Annotated in this window: 13 protein-coding genes; 7 read left to right on the forward strand and 6 right to left on the reverse strand. The window is 67.2% G+C overall.

The window, feature by feature from the left end; all coding sequences use genetic code 11:
* Window positions 1–56: 56 nt before the first annotated feature.
* A complete protein-coding gene (gene acs, locus AAE021_RS00070) occupies window positions 57–2,045 on the reverse strand; it encodes an acetate--CoA ligase (RefSeq protein ID WP_342023672.1) in 1,989 nt (662 codons plus the stop codon).
* A 314-nt stretch (window positions 2,046–2,359) separates the two neighbouring features.
* Here acs and AAE021_RS00075 point away from each other — a divergent pair, with 314 nt between their 5' ends.
* The 3 genes from AAE021_RS00075 to AAE021_RS00085 are packed head-to-tail and all read left to right on the forward strand — an operon-like array spanning window position 2,360 to window position 5,225.
* Complete coding sequence (locus tag AAE021_RS00075) at window positions 2,360–3,691, forward strand: hypothetical protein (RefSeq protein WP_342023674.1); 1,332 nt, start codon at window positions 2,360–2,362, stop codon at window positions 3,689–3,691.
* A 56-nt stretch (window positions 3,692–3,747) separates the two neighbouring features.
* Window positions 3,748–4,545 (forward strand): endonuclease III, encoded by a 798-nt coding sequence (gene nth / locus AAE021_RS00080; RefSeq protein WP_342023675.1) that lies wholly within the window; start codon window positions 3,748–3,750, stop codon window positions 4,543–4,545.
* Window positions 4,542–5,225 carry a CoA pyrophosphatase gene (locus AAE021_RS00085; protein WP_342023676.1) on the forward strand — a complete coding sequence of 228 codons (684 nt, stop codon included), beginning with the start codon at window positions 4,542–4,544 and terminating at the stop codon, window positions 5,223–5,225. Before nth ends, AAE021_RS00085 begins: the two co-directional genes overlap by 4 nt.
* Window positions 5,226–5,257: 32 nt before the next feature.
* Here the strand turns inward: AAE021_RS00085 and AAE021_RS00090 are convergent, their stop codons facing one another.
* The 4 genes from AAE021_RS00090 to AAE021_RS00105 form a co-directional block, all read right to left on the reverse strand.
* Complete coding sequence (locus AAE021_RS00090; protein WP_342023677.1) at window positions 5,258–5,893, reverse strand: hypothetical protein; 636 nt, start codon at window positions 5,891–5,893, stop codon at window positions 5,258–5,260.
* On the reverse strand, window positions 5,890–7,809 hold the full coding sequence (locus AAE021_RS00095; protein ID WP_342023678.1) for a hypothetical protein: 1,920 nt from the start codon (window positions 7,807–7,809) through the stop codon (window positions 5,890–5,892). The genes AAE021_RS00090 and AAE021_RS00095 overlap by 4 nt, the downstream gene beginning before the upstream one ends.
* Before the next feature lie 2 nt (window positions 7,810–7,811).
* On the reverse strand, window positions 7,812–8,219 hold the full coding sequence (locus tag AAE021_RS00100; protein WP_342023679.1) for a hypothetical protein: 408 nt from the start codon (window positions 8,217–8,219) through the stop codon (window positions 7,812–7,814).
* A gap of 101 nt (window positions 8,220–8,320) precedes the next feature.
* A complete protein-coding gene (locus AAE021_RS00105; RefSeq protein ID WP_342023680.1) occupies window positions 8,321–10,036 on the reverse strand; it encodes a bifunctional 3'-5' exonuclease/DNA polymerase in 1,716 nt (571 codons plus the stop codon).
* Window positions 10,037–10,808: 772 nt separating this feature from the next.
* Here AAE021_RS00105 and AAE021_RS00110 point away from each other — a divergent pair.
* The 4 genes from AAE021_RS00110 to AAE021_RS00125 are packed head-to-tail and all read left to right on the forward strand — an operon-like array spanning window position 10,809 to window position 14,462.
* Window positions 10,809–11,729 carry a hypothetical protein gene (locus AAE021_RS00110; protein ID WP_342023681.1) on the forward strand — a complete coding sequence of 307 codons (921 nt, stop codon included), beginning with the start codon at window positions 10,809–10,811 and terminating at the stop codon, window positions 11,727–11,729.
* Complete coding sequence (locus AAE021_RS00115) at window positions 11,726–12,976, forward strand: TadA family conjugal transfer-associated ATPase (protein WP_342023682.1); 1,251 nt, start codon at window positions 11,726–11,728, stop codon at window positions 12,974–12,976. Before AAE021_RS00110 ends, AAE021_RS00115 begins: the two co-directional genes overlap by 4 nt.
* Complete coding sequence (locus tag AAE021_RS00120) at window positions 12,973–13,815, forward strand: hypothetical protein (RefSeq protein ID WP_342023683.1); 843 nt, start codon at window positions 12,973–12,975, stop codon at window positions 13,813–13,815. The genes AAE021_RS00115 and AAE021_RS00120 overlap by 4 nt, the downstream gene beginning before the upstream one ends.
* Window positions 13,815–14,462: a type II secretion system F family protein gene (locus AAE021_RS00125; RefSeq protein WP_342023684.1), complete on the forward strand. Its 648-nt coding sequence runs from the start codon at window positions 13,815–13,817 to the stop codon at window positions 14,460–14,462. Before AAE021_RS00120 ends, AAE021_RS00125 begins: the two co-directional genes overlap by 1 nt.
* Window positions 14,463–14,556: 94 nt before the next feature.
* Here AAE021_RS00125 and AAE021_RS00130 read toward each other — a convergent pair whose 3' ends face one another.
* Window positions 14,557–16,569 carry a recombinase family protein gene (locus AAE021_RS00130; protein WP_342023685.1) on the reverse strand — a complete coding sequence of 671 codons (2,013 nt, stop codon included), beginning with the start codon at window positions 16,567–16,569 and terminating at the stop codon, window positions 14,557–14,559.
* Window positions 16,570–16,582 lie beyond the last annotated feature (13 nt).

The raw sequence follows: 16,582 nt of genomic DNA on the forward strand, positions 1-16,582 counted from the left end.
CGCTTCCCAAGCGTGGGAAGCGCACCTTCTGCCATTTCGCGGGTTGTTTATTGGGGCTACTTCCGCATCGACTCGGCAATCTGCAGCATGACGGTGTTGTCCGCCAGAGTGCTGGAGTCGCCGGCCTCACGGCCTTCCGCCACGTCCTTGAGCAGCCGGCGCATGATCTTCCCGGACCGGGTCTTGGGCAGCTCCGGCACCACGAGGATGTGCCGCGGCTTTGCGATGGGGCCGATTTCCTTGCCCACGTGGTTGCGCAGGGTGGTGACGATGTCGTCGTCCTCCTTGGCGCTGCCGCGCAGGATCACGAACGCCACCACCGCCTCGCCGGTGGTGTCATCGCGGGCGCCGACGACGGCGGCCTCGGCCACCGACGGATGGCTGACCAGCGCGGATTCGATTTCGGTGGTGGAGAGGCGGTGCCCGGAAACGTTCATGACGTCATCCACCCGGCCGAGGAGCCAGATGTCGCCGTCCTCGTCCTTCTTGGCGCCGTCGCCGGCGAAGTACATGTTGTCGAACCGGGACCAGTAAGTCTGCTTGAAGCGCTCCGGATCGCCCCAAATGCCGCGCAGCATGGCCGGCCACGGTTCCTTTACCACCAGGAAACCGCCGGAGCCGTTGGGCACTGACTCGCCCATCTCATCCACCACGTCAATGGAGATGCCGGGCACGGCCACCTGCGCGGAACCGGGCTTGGTGGCGGTGACGCCGGGCATGGGTGCGATCATGTGCGCGCCGGTTTCGGTCTGCCACCAGGTGTCCACGATGGGAGCCGGGTTTTCCTTCTTGCCTCCGTTGGCGCCGATCACCGTGCGGTACCACATCCATGCCTCGGGGTTGATGGGTTCCCCCACGGACCCGAGCACGCGGATGGAGTCCAGGTTGAACTTCCCGGGAATGTCGCGGCCCCACTTCATGCAGGTGCGGATGGCGGTGGGCGCGGTGTAGAGGATGGACACCTTGTATTTTTCCACCAGTTCCCACCAGCGGCCCTGGTGCGGGGTGTCCGGGGTGCCCTCGTAAATGAGCTGCGTGGCACCGTTAACCAGCGGTGCGTAGGTGACGTAGGAGTGGCCGGTGACCCAGCCGATGTCCGCGGTGCACCAGTACACGTCAGTTTTGGGCTTCAGGTCGAAGGTGTTCAGGTGCGTGAACGCCGTCTGCGCCAGATAGCCGCCGGTGGTGTGCAGGATGCCCTTGGGTTTGCCCGTGGTGCCGGAGGTGTAGAGGATAAACAGCGGGTGCTCGGAGTCGTGGGCAACCGCCGTATGCTCGGCGCTCGCGGAACCGACGACGTCGTCCCACCACACATCCCGTCCCTCGGTCCATTCGACCGGCTCGCCGTTGCGCTTGACCACCAGGACACTGCTGACCGTGTGCCCCTCCTTAACCAGCGACTCGTCCACCGCGGGCTTCAGGGCGGTGGGTTTGCCGCGCCGGTAGGAACCGTCTGCGGTGACGACGAGCTTTGCCTCGGCGTCGTCGATCCGGCTGCGCAGCGCATCGGCGGAGAAACCGCCGAAAACCACTGAATGGACCGCACCGATGCGGGCGCACGCCAGCATGGTGATGACGGCCTCGGGAATCATCGGCAGGTAGACCGCCACGCGGTCCCCCTTGGTGACGCCGAGCGACTCGAAGGCGTTGGCTGCTTTCTTAACTTCCTCGGTGAGCTGGGCATACGTGTAGGTCCGGGTGTCTCCGGGTTCACCTTCGAAGAAGAGGGCAACCCGGTCGCCCCGGCCTTCCTCCACATGGCGGTCCAAAGCGTTGTATGCGGCGTTGATCTTTCCGCCGACAAACCACTTGGCAAAGGGGGCCTCGGACCAGTCCAGTGTCTGCGTGAAGTCCTCGTCCCAGGTCAGCAGGCTGCGGGCCTGCCGGGCCCAGAACTCAGGTCCCTCGGCTGCGGCCTCCTCATACAGGGACGGCTTGGCCACGGCGTTAGCGGCAAAATCCGCGCTGGGCGGAAAACTGCGGTGCTCGTGGAGCAGGTTCTCCAGTGCATCGCCATGCGCCTTGACGGGGGACTGTTCAGACATCGTGAACCCTTTCGCTAGCTGAGTGCCCACGGTCCAGCCCGGATCGAGGGGCTGCCGTAGCGTTGGAACAACCCTATCGCCGATCCGGCACGCGTGTGTGCACGGTCACATTCGGGTCCCGCAAAGGGGGTATTTCTGCGGTGAGCGGTAGATCACGGCGGGTAGTGCTGCGGCAGTTCGGCTAGTCTGCGGTCCGAGCGTTGACTAGGCTGTGGGAGGAAGCAACCGCTTTTTTTACCGTGGATGCGGCCCGCCGATGCCGAGCCTGCAGATACTTGCCGGCCCGCAGGCGGCGGTCGTGAATGGAGAACAGAATGAACCAGCCCCCCGTTGAAAAGGACACCCGAACGGTGGCGGAGACCCCGGCACCCGCCGAGAGCCGTCCAGCCGGCGAGGACAAAGCCCGGACCGCAGTCCTGGGCCCGTTCGGCCTGCGCGACACCGTGGTCGGCGGTTCTGTCCTTCTCATGCTGATTGGCTCCCTGCTGCCGTGGAGCACGACCTTTGGCCTGGTGGCCAACCTCTGGTCGCCGCTGACGCCGCTCTTCTTCCTGGGAATCGGCATGATCCTGCCGCTCCTGGTGGCGGGCCTGTTCGCAGCCCGCCGGATGGCTCCCGAGCTGAAATACCGGGTCGGTTCGCTGTCCGTGGACCAGTTCGGTTCCGTGGTGGCCGTGCTGGCCACTGCCTTCTTCTTCCTGCATCTGGTCAATGACTTCACCATCGGCGCCCTGCTGACGCTCATCGGTGCCCTCGGCCTGATGGTGGCAACCACTCTTGCCCCGCACATTCCGCCGTTCTCCCGGGAGTTCGCCGAGCGCGCTGAAATGCCCGCCCACGTCATGGCACGCGAGGCCGTCCGCCTGCGCCGCCGCCCGGCAGCTCCGGCTTCTCCGGCGCGGACCACCGGTTCCACGGGCACCGACCGCGCCGGCGACGCCTCGGACGAGGCCAAGCCTGCCGGGTCCCGGTTTGCCGGGATGGGCAAGATTGCGCCCAGCGGACTGTTCGGACGCAAGCCCGAGGACGCCGGCACCACACCGGCCCCGAACGGGATTCCGGAAACAAGCGCAGCAGCTGCCGGCGCCACGGCCGTTCCGGACCGCGACGAGTCGGTGCGCAGCGACGCCACCCGCGGCTCAGCGGGAACTGAACCCGCCGCTGCCGGAACCGAACCGGCCGGAACCGAACCCGCCGCTGCCGGAAACGTCACGGGAGCCAAGGCCGAGGCTTCGGCGTCCGTTCCCCGCCGTGATGACTCCGTCGCCGCCACCACCGTAAACCCCGTGGTGCAGGGCCAGCAGTCCGGGCAGCCGCAGAAATCGGATGCACAGCAGTCCGCCGTGGAACCTGCCACGCAGGCATCGCCCCTGGTCTCCGCGTCGTCGGGCTCTGACTCCATCAGCGCCACCCGGGAGGAATCCGAGAACGTTGTGGAAGCCTTCTGGTTTGCCGTGGGCACCCCGCGCCAGATTGTCGACGAGCGCACCGGCCTGCCGCTGTTCATGTTCCACCCGGGCGACTGGGAACTGGGCCTGGAGGATCGCGGAACCGAGTTCCTCGTGCAGGACAAGCGCACCGGCCGCATCGGTGTGCTGCGGGACCTCAGCAACATCGAGCGCGTCGGCGAGGACTCCGGCGAGTAGCCGGTACCGCCCCCAGCACCTGGCAGTATCCGGAGCGAACGAAGGACACCGACAACGTGGTTAAGGCAACCGGGAATGATCCGTCCCTGCTCGCCCTGAAACGGAGGGCCCGGAAGATCAACCGGCTGCTGGGGGAGTTGTATCCCTACTCCGTGGCGGAGCTGGACTTCACCAACGCGTTTGAGCTGCTGATCGCCACTGTGCTGTCCGCGCAGACCACGGATATCCGGGTCAACGCGGTCACCCCGGTGCTGTTTGCCCGGTATCCGGACGCGAAGGCACTGGCGGAGGCCGACGAGGCTGACCTGCAGGAACTGATTCGCCCCACCGGTTTCTTCCGCGCGAAGGCCGCCAGCATCAAGGCGCTGTCCACCCGGCTGGTGGATGAATACGACGGCGAGGTCCCGGACAAGCTCGAGGAACTCGTCACGCTGCCCGGCGTGGGGCGCAAGACTGCCAACGTGGTGCTCGGGAACGCCTTCGGGATCCCGGGCATCACGGTGGACACCCACTTTGGCCGCCTTTCCCGCCGCTTCGGCTGGACCACCTCCAAGGACCCGGTGAAGGTCGAGGAGGATGTGGCCGAACTGTTTGAGCCCAAGGACTGGACTCCGCTGTCCAACCGCGTGGTTTTCCATGGCCGCCGGGTATGCCATGCCAAGAACCCGGCCTGCGGTGCCTGCGCCGTGGCGCAGCTTTGCCCCTCCTACGGCGAGGGCGAGACGGACCCGGAGAAGGCTCGGAAGCTGCTGAAGTATGAACTGGCGCCGGGCCGCGAGGAACTTCACGCCCGGATGATGGCTGCGGAAACCCGCGCCCAGCTGCGTGCCGCCGGGTTCGGCCTCGAAGCATGAGCGCCTACGCGGATCTGCAGGCGCTGGGGGTAGCGGCAGCCGCCCGCACCACGTACTTCGACGCGAACCTGGAACTGCTGCGCCGCAGCGTGGACCCGGCGACGGCCCGCCGCGCGGCCGTGCTGATCCTGTTCGGCAACCTGGACGACAAACCCTCGGACTTCCGCTCCGCCGGGGTGCCGGACGAGCTCGACGTCCTGCTGGTGGAACGGGCCGCGACCCTCAACGACCACCCCGGACAGGTGGCGTTTCCCGGCGGAGGACTCGATGCCACGGACTCCGGGCCGGAAGCGGCAGCGCTGCGGGAAGCCCGGGAGGAAACGGGACTGGACCCGGACGGCGTCGTCGTGCTGGGCACCCTGCCGGAGGTGGGCCTGCCCGTCAGCAACTTCCTGGTGACGCCGGTGCTGGGCTGGTGGGACCGGCCCACGCCCGTGGACGTGGTGGACTACGGCGAGTCAGCATCCGTGTTCCGGGTGCCGGTGGCGGACCTGCTTGATCCGGAAAACCGCCGCACCGCCGTGATGAGGCACGGGGCCAGCGCGCACCGCTCGCCGGCGTTCCTCGTGAACGGGGTGCTGGTCTGGGGTTTTACCGGCATCATCCTCAACGCAGTGCTGGAGGAACTGGGCTGGACCCTGCCCTGGGACAGCAGCCGGGAAATCGTGCCGGTCCTGTAGGGTTCCCCGGGCCTTGAGGATTCCCGGTGCCGCTAGGCGCCGTCGGGATACTCCTGGCTGCTGGTCCCGTACTCGGGATCCATCCGGGAGCGCTGCATCCGGTGGTCTTTGGGGTGGCCGTAGCAACCGGTGCTCGCCAGTACCTCCACCTTGTCCGGGTAACCGTGTTCGTGAATGAGCCGCAGATTCACCTGGTCCTGCTCGAGATACACCAGGCGGACCTGACCGATGTCGACATCGGGCGTGCGGTATTCCTCAACGAGGGTCCAGTTATCCGACTGCAGCTGCAGGGAGAGGGCATCGATGGCGGCATTGGCGGCTGTGTCATCGGCCGGGACGCCCCGCAGGATCCCCAACCAGCTGGTTTGGGTTTGCCGGTCCTTTACCTCGGGCCCGAAGCAGGAGGACTCGCGAAGCGAGCGCAGGGACAGCTCCACGCTGTCGGCAGCGGTGTCTTCCAGAGACGGAAACAGCTCCTCAAGCTGCCCCTGGACAGCTGCGAATTCCTCCGGTGACAGTTTCTCGGATGGAGTGGCCATGGTGGTCTCTGTTTCAGCGGAATCAGCGGACGGGGGAGCGAAACAGCCGGTGGCCACCAGGACCATGCCCAGGGCTCCCGCCGCGGGGACGGGCCAGCGGCGCCGGACCCGCCGGGTGAAAGCCGTCATTTTTCGAGGTCCAACACGTTGATGGTGTCCAATCTGTCGCCGGTGTATTTTTCCGGGTGAAGTTCGATGGGTGAGATGTAGAAGCCGCCGTCAGCCGTTGAATACCAGATGTCTTCCACGAAAGGGCTGACCCGGCCGCCCATAATGACGCCCTTGATGTTCTCGGCCGAGGTGGAGCCCGGTTCGAAGTACTCAACATGGCCGCCCATCAGCGTGTCGGGATCCAGGGGGTTGCGGAAACCGGACTCCAAACGCGTTGCCCCCATCCGGACAACACCGCCGCCCTGAATGATCGACCCTCCGTGCGCACTGCCGCTGACGGCCTGCGCCCCCGAGATCAGCACATCGCTCCTGGTCTGGATCGCGTACCGGTTGGCTCCGGGGTTTGCGGTGTCCTGCGGTACGCTCACCCCGTGCCCGGGGCCGGCCTGCGCAACGTAGACGATATTGCTGGAATCCAGCCCTTCCCGCTCACCGGTGCCGAGCATGGATCCCCCCGCGCTGTAACCGACATAGGTTGATCGGGTACCGGCCGGAAGCTCCAGGTCCACGGCATAATCGAAGGCTGCCAGCAACGGGGCGGCCTTTTCGTTGTAGGCCGGTGTCATGTTGTCCCGGATGAGGTCCTGGGGCACATCGCTTCCCTGCCAGTAGAACCCCAGCAGTTCATCGGCGGGATCACCGGTAATCGCTGCGAGACGGTTCATATCCGCCGCAAGCTGTCCGAGCCGGGCACCGGTTCCGGGAACGAAGCCGCCCATGATCTTCGTGTTGGCTGACGGCGTTCCGGTCATGGCCACTATTTGGCCGTCGCCGTCCAAACTCACCATCACCACCTGGACGGCATTGTCCACCGCGTAGTCCAGGCCCGTGAGTTTGCCTTCGAGAGAGCCCCGCCGTTCCTTCCACTCGTCATGGGCTTCCTTCCACCGGTCGTACGCTGACCCCCGGTCCGTGTAGTCTCCCCGGACGGGTTCCCGCAACGCGGCCAGCTCATCCCGAAGATTCTGCTGAAGGCCCGGAACCGTGATGATGTTGGCTACGGCGCGCTGGGCGAAGGGAACCCCGTTGAGGCTGCCGAAGACCGCCGGATACAGCAGCAGGAGCCGTTCCTGGTCCTGCGTGGACAACCCCAGCCAGGCATCGCGGATACCGGCTATACCGTCGGAAGTCAGATGCGCGCCGCCGGCCACGGCCTGCTGCATGATCGCCTCGGGCCCGTGGGGCCAAAAAGTTCCGGTTAGCTCCCGGTTGGCCAGCAGCGCCGCGGCTGCGGGATTGGCGGCACCCCATTCCCGCAGTTCCGCCGCATCCAAACCCAGCAGGGATGGCAGCAGGGCATCGGGATGGAGTTTCCCGAACCGTTCGTCCAGCCGGCCGGTGAAAGCGGACCACGCCACAGTGGGCAGAACGCTCCCACCGGGCGCCGCGCTCATCGGCAGGCCCACGCCGTTTCCATAGCCGATGTCGGCCAGCGCTGCGGCAGTGGTTTCCTGCAGATCAACCCAGTCCCGCTGCAGGGCCGAGGCCTGGTCCTTCATCTGCTGTTCCGCGGCGTCCTGCCCGGCGTCGTCGTCCCCGGCGTCCGCGGACCGGCCCAGCTGCCGGAATAGCTCCTGCACCTCCCGCGCCCTGCGGGACAGGGCCCGGCCGGCGGCCGCGAATCTGCCGATGGTCCGGGCAGCTTCCTGCAGCGACCGCTGCCAGTTTTCGAGAGGTTCCCTCAATTCGTCCAGCGCAGCGTAGACCTGCTCCTGGGTGTCCGGATGCTGGTAACAGTCGCGGAACCGTCCCCATGCCGCCGTCGCATCGGCCAGGTAACCGGCGGCGGCCGCGGCCCGCAGCACCATCTCCTCGGCGTCATCCTCGAGTTCGTTCCAGGGAACATCAATGTGCGGCAGCTGCAGCGACAGCATGACTATTGCACCGCCCGGTAGTCTCCCCGGCGGTACGGGGCATAGTCCGCCGGAAGCTTGGCCAGGGCCGCTGAAGCTGTGGACGACATGCCGTCGTCGGCGTCCGCAAAGGCAGCTGCGGCAGTGGAAACGGCGTCGGCCTTGCGGAACAGCACGGAAGCCAGGCGCTCAGCAACGTCGTCACGGGCTGACCAAAAACTCCTGAACGCCGCGGCAACCACAGTTGCCGTGCCGAAGCCACCGGCAACCTTTTCGCCGCTTGCGCGGGCATCTTTGCCTGCCTGCGTCAGCGACTGCCCGTCCGCCGCCACGTCAACCAGCGTGGCATGGATGCCGGACGGGTCCATGGAGTACCGGACGTCCCCTCCCGGCACCGATGGCTGCAGAGGCGGGTCAAACAGACGCTTCATCTTCTTTCCCCCGGGTCATGACGGACTGACGCTGCCCCCGAGTATGGCACGCGGCAGTGCTCCCGGGGAGCGGTCAAACTACCTTGGGGATAACTTCCCGGCTACTTGGCCTGGGCGTAGGAATCAACGGTCACGGCGACCACCGGGAACTCCAGCGGAATGGATCCGAACAGCAGCCGGGTCGCGGCCGCAGCCGCGTCCGTCACCAGTGCCGAGACCTCCGCAGCCCTGGATTGCGGCACGTGCAGCATTACCTCGTCGTGCAGGAAAAACACCAGTTCCCCGGCCGGTGCGGACACCGATGCCGCCCGCAGCCGGCGTCGTATTTCGGCCAGCCAGCACAGGGCCCATTCCGCCGCCGTGGACTGCACCACGAAGTTGCGGGTGAACCTGCCCTGCGACCGGGCCAGCGAATCGGCGCGGCGCTGCTCTTCGGCGGAGGCTGTCTGCTGGGACCGCAGCCAGCGCTCGGACACCGGGGGCGTGCTGCGTCCCAAATGGCTGGTGACCACTTTTCCGGCCTCGCCGGCGCGGGCACCGCGCTCGACGACGTCTATCGCCTGCGGATACGAACGGGTAAGAGCCGGCATCAGCCGACCCGCTTCACCGGACGTGGCCCCGTACATGGCGCCGAGCATCGCCATTTTGGCCTGCGCCCGGTCGCCATTGAAGTTCTGGTCAGCGATGCCCTGATACAGATCTTTGCCGCGGGCCGCGGCGGCAAGCGCGTTGTCCCGGCCCAGGGCTGCCAGGACCCGCGGTTCGAGCTGCGCGGCGTCGGCGACAATCAGTTTGTGCCCCGGATCCGGGCGGACGGCGTCGCGCACAAAGCGCGGGATCTGCAGCGCGCCGCCGCCGCGTGAGGCCCAGCGGCCGGACACCACGCCGCCCACCACATACTCCGGGCGGAACCGGCCGTCCGACACCCAGGCGTCCAGCCAGGTCCAGCCGTTGGCGCTGAGCAGCCGGGATAGCCGCTTGTATTCGAGCAGCGGCGCGATGGCGGGGTGCTCGTGCTGCTCCAGCTCCCAGGACCGGGTGGTCTTCACTTCGATGCCGGCCCGGTGCAGGGCGCGCAGCAGTTCCTGCGGGGAGTCCGGGTTGAACCCGGGGTTGCCCAGTTTTTCGCGCAGCTCCGCGGCCAGCTGTTCCAGCCGGACCGGGCGCTGCCCCTCGGGCGGGCGCGGACCCAACTCCTGTTCCAGCATGGCCTCGTGGATGTCGCGCCGCCACGGCAGACCCGCATGCTCCATTTCCACCGCAATCAGCCCGCCGGCGGATTCGGCGGCGAGCAGCAGTGCGAGTCCCTGCCGTGACGGGGAAGCGGCAACTGCGGCGAGCTGGGCCTGCAGTTCGGTTACCTGGTCTTCGAGGGAGGGACCGCGGCGGGCGGCTGGGTCATCGAAGCCCTCCAGTTCCTCGAAGAGTGAGCTCTGGTTCGGGGCAGGCTGGACCGGCAGCAGCTGGCGGGGAAGCAGGTCAGCATCACCCTCGGGCGCCCCGGCGCGCAGCGCCTCAATATAAGGGGAGGGCGGGGCTGCTTCGGAAAAGCGCAGGATGCCGCGGACCAGGGCCAAATCGTGGCTGCGTTCAACGTGCACACCGGCGCTCAGCAGCTGCGGATACACGTCGCGGGTGCTGGAAAATACCCAGCGGACGTTCACGGGGCGGTCCTCATAGTCACCCACCACGGCAGCGAGCAGGGAGGGCACGACGACGGCGGGGGCTGCGGCGGGCTGACCGGCGTCGTCTGTCTCCTGCAGCTGCAGGGAACCGGCGGCGGGGCCGGGACCGGCCGGGGTGAGGACAACGTACATGCTTCCATTGTCCCTGCTGGCAGGTGCGGGCTTGTCTGTCCTTATCATCCGTCCTGTCCTCCACATCCGCGGTCCTCTTCAACCGCTCTGTCCTCCACATCCGCCCGCGGCACCGCAGGTTGTCCCCAAACGGACCGATACGCCGTGCATGCACGCCACTGGCTGGGGACGCTGGGCACATGAGAAACGATCAGCTGTGGGTACCCGCAGCCAAACCCCGCAGCGATGCCGTGCCAAGGTGGGCGGAGGAAGATGCCGGGCCGGTGGTGCCGGAGGATCTGGCTGTTCCAGGGACGCCGGGATGGGAAGGCGTGCACCGGCACAACGGGGGTCCGGAGGGATTCGCCGAGCGGCTGGGCGCGTCCCGGCCAGCACGGACAGAAGAGGGCAGCACGGAACCGGGGTCCGGTCCTTCGCCCCCGCCGGGGTCGGTTTTGGCTACTGGTACTGGTGCGGCGGAGGGGCGCCGGGCGTTCCGTACCCGGCGGCGGGCTGGTTCCCGGGCAGCTGCGGGCCGAGCCGCCGGCCGTGATGCCCACGGCGGCGAAACCCAAACACCGGTCATTCTGGTCAGCCGTTCCCAGCGGCTGCAGGACGAGGTGTCCAGAGTTGCGGCAGCGGCCGGACTGGACCTGGAAGTCGTCGCGGACACTGGATCCGCCTCGGGCGGAACCCCGAGGTGCTGCTGCTCGGTATCGACGCGGCCGGTACAGAGCTGCCCGGACGGTTCCGTCATGGCGGGCCGGAGCGGCACCGGGCCGAAACAATACTGGTGGGCACGGGAGAGGACACCGGGGTGTGGGAAGCGGCGGCAAGGTTGGATTCCGTGCGGGTGGCCGTGTTGCCGGCGGCCTCCGGCTGGCTGGCCGAATACCTGAGCCGCCGGCGCGGCCTGTCGGCGGGCTACGTTTTGGGTGTGATGGGAGGCTGCGGCGGTGCGGGGGCCTCCAGCCTCTCGTGCTGGCTCGCCCATGAAGCCGCGGAACAGGGAGTGGCAACCCTGCTGGTGGACGGGGACCCTCATGGCGGCGGGCTCGACGCCAGCCTCGCCAGTGGTGATATTCCCGGCATTCGCTGGCCTGATCTGGCGGACGTCCGTGGATCGCTGAATCCGGTGCAATTGGTGTCTGCCCTGCCTCAGGTATCCGGCTTCGCGCTGCTGTCCGGCGCCTCAGGAACGAGACCCGGCCCTGCGGTGCCCGAGACTGCGGCGGCCGCCGCAGCGGCAGATGCTGACCTGGACAACATGCGGGAGCCGGCAGAGGAGAGCACCCGGGCGGTTATGGACGCCGCCCGGGCGGGCTTTGCCCTGACCGTGGTGGACTGCGCCCGGCACCGGTCCGGGCAGCTGCTCTCCTCCTGTGATGCCGTGCTGCTGGTGGTTCCGGGCCGTCTTCGTCCGGTGCTCGCTGCCCGGTCCCTGCACCGCAGCCTGGGTGCCGTTCCGCAGGCAGTGGTGGTCAGGGGGCCCTTGGGTGACGGTCTGGATGATGCCCGTGCGGCCGGCATCGTGGGGCTTCCGCTGGCCGGTTACCTTCCCGCGGTGCGTCACTTGGAACATTCGGAAGCACGCGGGCTGCTGCTGGAACGGGGGCGCCGGGCCAGTATCCGGCGCCTGACCGGGCATCTGGTTCGGCAGCTCGCGTCCGAACTGCCCGAGTCCGCCCTTTCCAACGCGGGTGAACGCCCATGAGCCCCCAGGGTCGGCGTGCCGCGCGTCCGGAAGTGGCGCAGGAGCCCCGGTCCGGCGACGCTCCCATGATTCGGCAGGTGCGCCGGCAGATGCTCGAGGAAGGAGAACCCGTTACCGCGGCCCGGTTGGCCGCCGCCATCCATTCCAGCGGCAGGCTGCTGGGCGCCGAGGGAGCGCTGCGCGCGGTGGACCGGGTGCAGGCAGAACTGCAGGGGCTGGGTCCCCTGCAGGAACTGGCTCTGCTCCCCGGCATCAGCGACATTCTCGTCAACGGTCCGGACCGCGTCTGGGTGGACAGCGGCCACGGCCTGGAACTGACCGGAATCCGGTTTGGATCCGACACGGAGGTCCAGGCCCTCGCCGCACGGCTCGTTGCGGCCGGAGGGCGCCGCCTGGACGACTCCAACCCCTGTGTTGATGTACAACTGCGCGGTTACCGGGTACATGCCGTTCTTCGGCCGGTCTCCACCGGTTCCACCCTCCTGTCTATCCGGATCCGTCGCACGCAGACGTTCACCTTGGAGGAACTGCAGGCCGGCGGGACAGTGGACCCCGAAACCGCCTCCGTGCTGCGGCGGCTGGTGGCGTCCAGACTGAATTTCCTGATCAGCGGTGCCACTGGAACCGGGAAAACCACACTGCTGTCCACGCTGCTGTCGCTGAGCGATCCAGGGGAACGGCTGGTCCTGGTCGAAGATGCCGCGGAGCTGGATCCACGGCATCCCCATGTTGTGGGACTGCAGAGCCGGCATGGAAACGTGGAGGGCAGCGGCTCGGTGGACCTGGCCGAGCTCGTGAGGCAGGCACTGCGGATGAGGCCGGATCGGCTGGTTGTTGGTGAGTGCCGCGGGGCAGAGGTCCGGGAGCTGCTGGCGGCCATGAACACCGGGCATGACGGCGCCGGCGGCACCATCCACGCCAACTCCGCAGCCAGCCTGCCGGCACGCCTGGCCGCACTCGGTGCATTGGCCGGGATGAACAGCACGGCTGTTAGCCTGCAAGCCGCCAGTGCCCTGGATGTGGTGGTGCATCTTGCCCGCGGGGCAGCCGGCCGGAGCGTGGCCGAGATCGCTGTGCTCACCGTTGCGTCCGACGGGCGGCTGCTGACCGTGCCGGCGTTGCTGCCGCTGGTGTCTCCGGATGCCGCCGGCCGGTATGGTCCAGGCTGGCCGGGACTGCAGGAACGGCTGGCTGGACACATCCCAAGCGCGTCCCCGCCCGTTGGGAAGGAAGCGTTTGTCCCGTGACCGGCGTACTGATCACAGTGCTGCTGTTCGTATCGGCGCTTCTGTTGACGCCGCGTTCGGGTTCATCATCCCAGCTTTCTGCGGAGCTTGGCGGCCTGCGCCGACGGCAGCCCCGCCAAACCGCCGGCCGGAAACAGTTCCACCTGACCTCTGGGCCGTGCCAGTCCCGCCCCGGTCCGGAGCTTCAGGATCTTCCCCTGCTGCTCCACCAGCTCACCGGTTTGCTCGCGGCGGGCAGGGCTCCGCATCAGTTGTGGGCCGATGCCGCTGCCCTGCAGCGGGACGGCGGCGGGACCGCCGGTGCCGCCGGCTCCGATCCGAGGCGGCCGCTCGCGGGACGGCTGTTGCCTGTCCTGGAAGCTGCAGCCCAGGCGGCTTCCCTGGGCCTCAGTCCCGTGCCGGTGTTCCGGTCAGCCGCGGCCTCAAGCCGCCCGACGCGGACTGGCCGGCGAAATTCCGCCACACCAGGGGCCGGCGGCACCGGCGATCAGCTGTCGGTGGAGAGGCTGTGGAGTGAACTGGCCGCCTGCGTGAGCGTCTCGGAACGCAGCGGTGCTCCGCTGGCCGGGGTCCTGGGCCGTTACGCCGCGCAGCTGGAGGGCGGCCTGGACCAGCAGGCATCCCGCGAAACGGCAATGGCGGGACCCCGGGCAACGGTCCGGCTCCTGACCTGGCTGCCGGTGGGTGGCTTGGCCCTGGGCTATGTCTTAGGTGCCGATCCGCTCGCTGTCCTCGCCGGAAGTCCGCTGGGCTGGCTGGCCGCCGCCGCCGGGCTGGCTCTGGCACTGATGGGCCGGGTTTGGTCCCGAACGCTCGTGCGCCAGGCAGCCGGGGCCTGATGGCGGGAATCCTGGTTGCCCTGTTTCTGGCCGCCGCTTTCGGGCTGCTGCTCCGGCCGCTGCAGCCGCAAATGCCCGGTCATTCTGCGGATGATCGTGCCGGGCGCACCGCGTCCAAAGTCCCGGTGCCGGACGGTGCGGCCACCGGTATAGCGGACCCCGCCCTGATGCTGGATCTTGTGGCGGCCATGCTGGAGGCCGGCCAATCACTGCTGCCGGCGCTGGGGATTCTGGCCGATGTGGTGGACCCCCATACCGCCTCATGCCTGCGGAGGGTGCAGTCCGCGCTGGAGTTTGGTGCCCCCTGGGCGGTGGCGTGGGAACTGGCCGAACCCCGTTTGGGGGCTGACCCGCCGGGACGGTTGCCGGCGGGATACCCCCGCCCGAACAGGGCCGGGGTCAAGCGTTCTCCCGCAGCCGAGCTTCGGGATGCGCTGACCTTTGTCGCCACCACCGGGGCGCCGTCGGCCGCCGTACTACTGGCCACCGCAGCCCAGCTCCGCCGCCGACGCTCCCGCGAGGCCGAACGCCGCGCTGCAGCGCTGGGCGTCAGGCTGGTGGTGCCACTGGGTTTGTGTGCGTTGCCGGCGTTTATTGTCCTGACCGTGGTGCCGCTGCTGCTGTCACTGCTGCCGTCGTTTCCGTGATGCCTCGGCCCAAATGCCGGGCCGTCCCTCCACAAGCGACTTGGCTGCGCGCGTTATCCGGAACGGCAGCCGGACCCCTGTTTCGGGCCGGTGATCAGTTACAGGATCGGAACACCGCTGAGGAAGCGGTGCAGATGAGCCAGTCAACTCCAGGAGGAAAACCATGTCTGTCTTGAGCAGATCCGTAACTGCCGCCCAGCGCGGCCGCAGCTTTACCGGGGCGCCGGCTTTCGGCGCCGAAGAAGGGGCCGCACTCACAGCTGGCACCTGCCGGTGTCATACGGGCGGGGAAGTCCCGCCGGGATCCTTGGGGTACGCCACGGTGACGGTGCTCCGCCCGGCGGGATCCTCTGCCGTGCCGTTCCCCGGCCCCCGCCCGGCACCTGAGGGCGGCAGGATGAACCGGCTGCGGAACAGCTTCGCCGACCGGGAAGCGGGGATGGCAACCGCGGAATACGCCATTGCCACCTTGCTCCCCATGCTCCGGGTTACTCGCTTGCTCCGGTTCGCTTACAAACATTCGCGGGTCAACCTGTCCGTGGACGGTCAGCACCAGCGGCACCGATTCAACCACATCCTGCATGACAACACTCACGCCGAGCAGGTCCAGGACTTCCCGCCTCTGGTCTGGATCCATTGACGACAAACGCCCCCTGGCACGCTCAGCCAACTTCGCAAGATCCGTCAAACGTTCGGCCTTGGCCAGTGCGTCTTGCCGTAGCGATTGCACGGCCAACAGCTTTCGTTGAGCCTCCTGAAGTTCCCCTCGGAAACGTTCCACCCGCAGCCGTGCATCCTCAGGATCGTCCTCCATCAAGAATGCATCTTTGGCGCGCTCCAACGCACGCTCCAACTTTCGCACCTGATCCGTGAGTGAACGAGCCACGGTCTCCCCACTGGCTGCGTCAGGTTCATCATCAAGCTCCAACCATTGGCGTGCCATAGCCGTCAACCGGCCAGGGTCCGACAATAAACTCTCGACCTCAGCCCAGACACGTGAGTCCAGCTTCTGCGCGTTCACTTGCTTGCACTGGCAACGTTGGGCTCCCTGACCCCTGTAACGTCGCCCCGAGCAACGGTAGACGTCGTAGTCCTTGCCCTTGATCTGTACACCGATGTAGTGCTTGCCGCAGCTCCCGTAGAGCTTGGTCGATAACATCTGCCGGACCTGTTTGGCCGCGACAGTTCCTGTCCTTGGGTGGCGAGCCAGAGCCCGATGCATGGCCCTGAACTCACCCCGGGAGAAAACCGGGTTTCCCATCTCGATAATGCGGGGTTTGCCGTGCAGCGGCTGCCCGTTCCGATCCACCTTCGTCTTATGTGAGCGGGAATCTGTCGAACCGCCCTTCGGTTCGCCCCACACGAACGAGGCGGTGTGGAGGGTGGGATTCGACAGTATGCGACGCACTACTACATGGCCCCACTTGCCCCCATGTTTAGATTGGCCCGCGTTGCGGGACTTTATTCCCGCATCATTCAGTTGATCGCTGATCTGTCCCACACTCAGGCCATCACGTACAAGCCAGTCGTACATCAGCCGCAAGGTCTCCCGTTCTGCAACATCCGGTACAGGGTGTGCCGTTCGGCGGGATCCCGCCAGCTTCCATCCGTATGACGGCTGACCACCTGGCCAGAGCCCCTGCTCCAGTTTGGCGCGCTGGCCCCGAATAGTACGCTCAGCGATCTTGCGGCGCTCTTCCTGGGCGATCAGTAGTCGGAAACCCGTCATAAGTTGCTGGTCAGCGCTCGCAACGTCCGTGGCTGGGTCCTTCGCATCAATCAGTTTGATTCCGAGATCCCGCAGATCCCGGGTTGCTTGAAGCCCGTGCAGCATGTCGCGGGTGAACCGATCGAGGTCGAATACCAACACCACGTCGATCTTGCCTTCTCGGGCATCGTTGAGCAGCCGCACCCATTCTGGGCGGGTGTTACTGGCACCGCTGGCTCCGGCGTCGATGTACCCGCCGGTGTCCTCCCATCCGTTGCTTTCGATGTGGGCTAGACACCACGCTTGCTGCGTGTCCAGGCTGGTGCCATCAACCTGCCTGGCAGTGGACACCCGCAGATAGTATGCGGCCCTTGGCCGTTTGACCTGTGGCTGATTCATCTGGTCCCCGCGA

The sequence above is a fragment of the Arthrobacter citreus genome (genome assembly GCF_038405225.1).
In the GTDB taxonomy this organism is placed as follows: Bacteria; Actinomycetota; Actinomycetes; order Actinomycetales; family Micrococcaceae; genus Arthrobacter_B; species Arthrobacter_B citreus_A.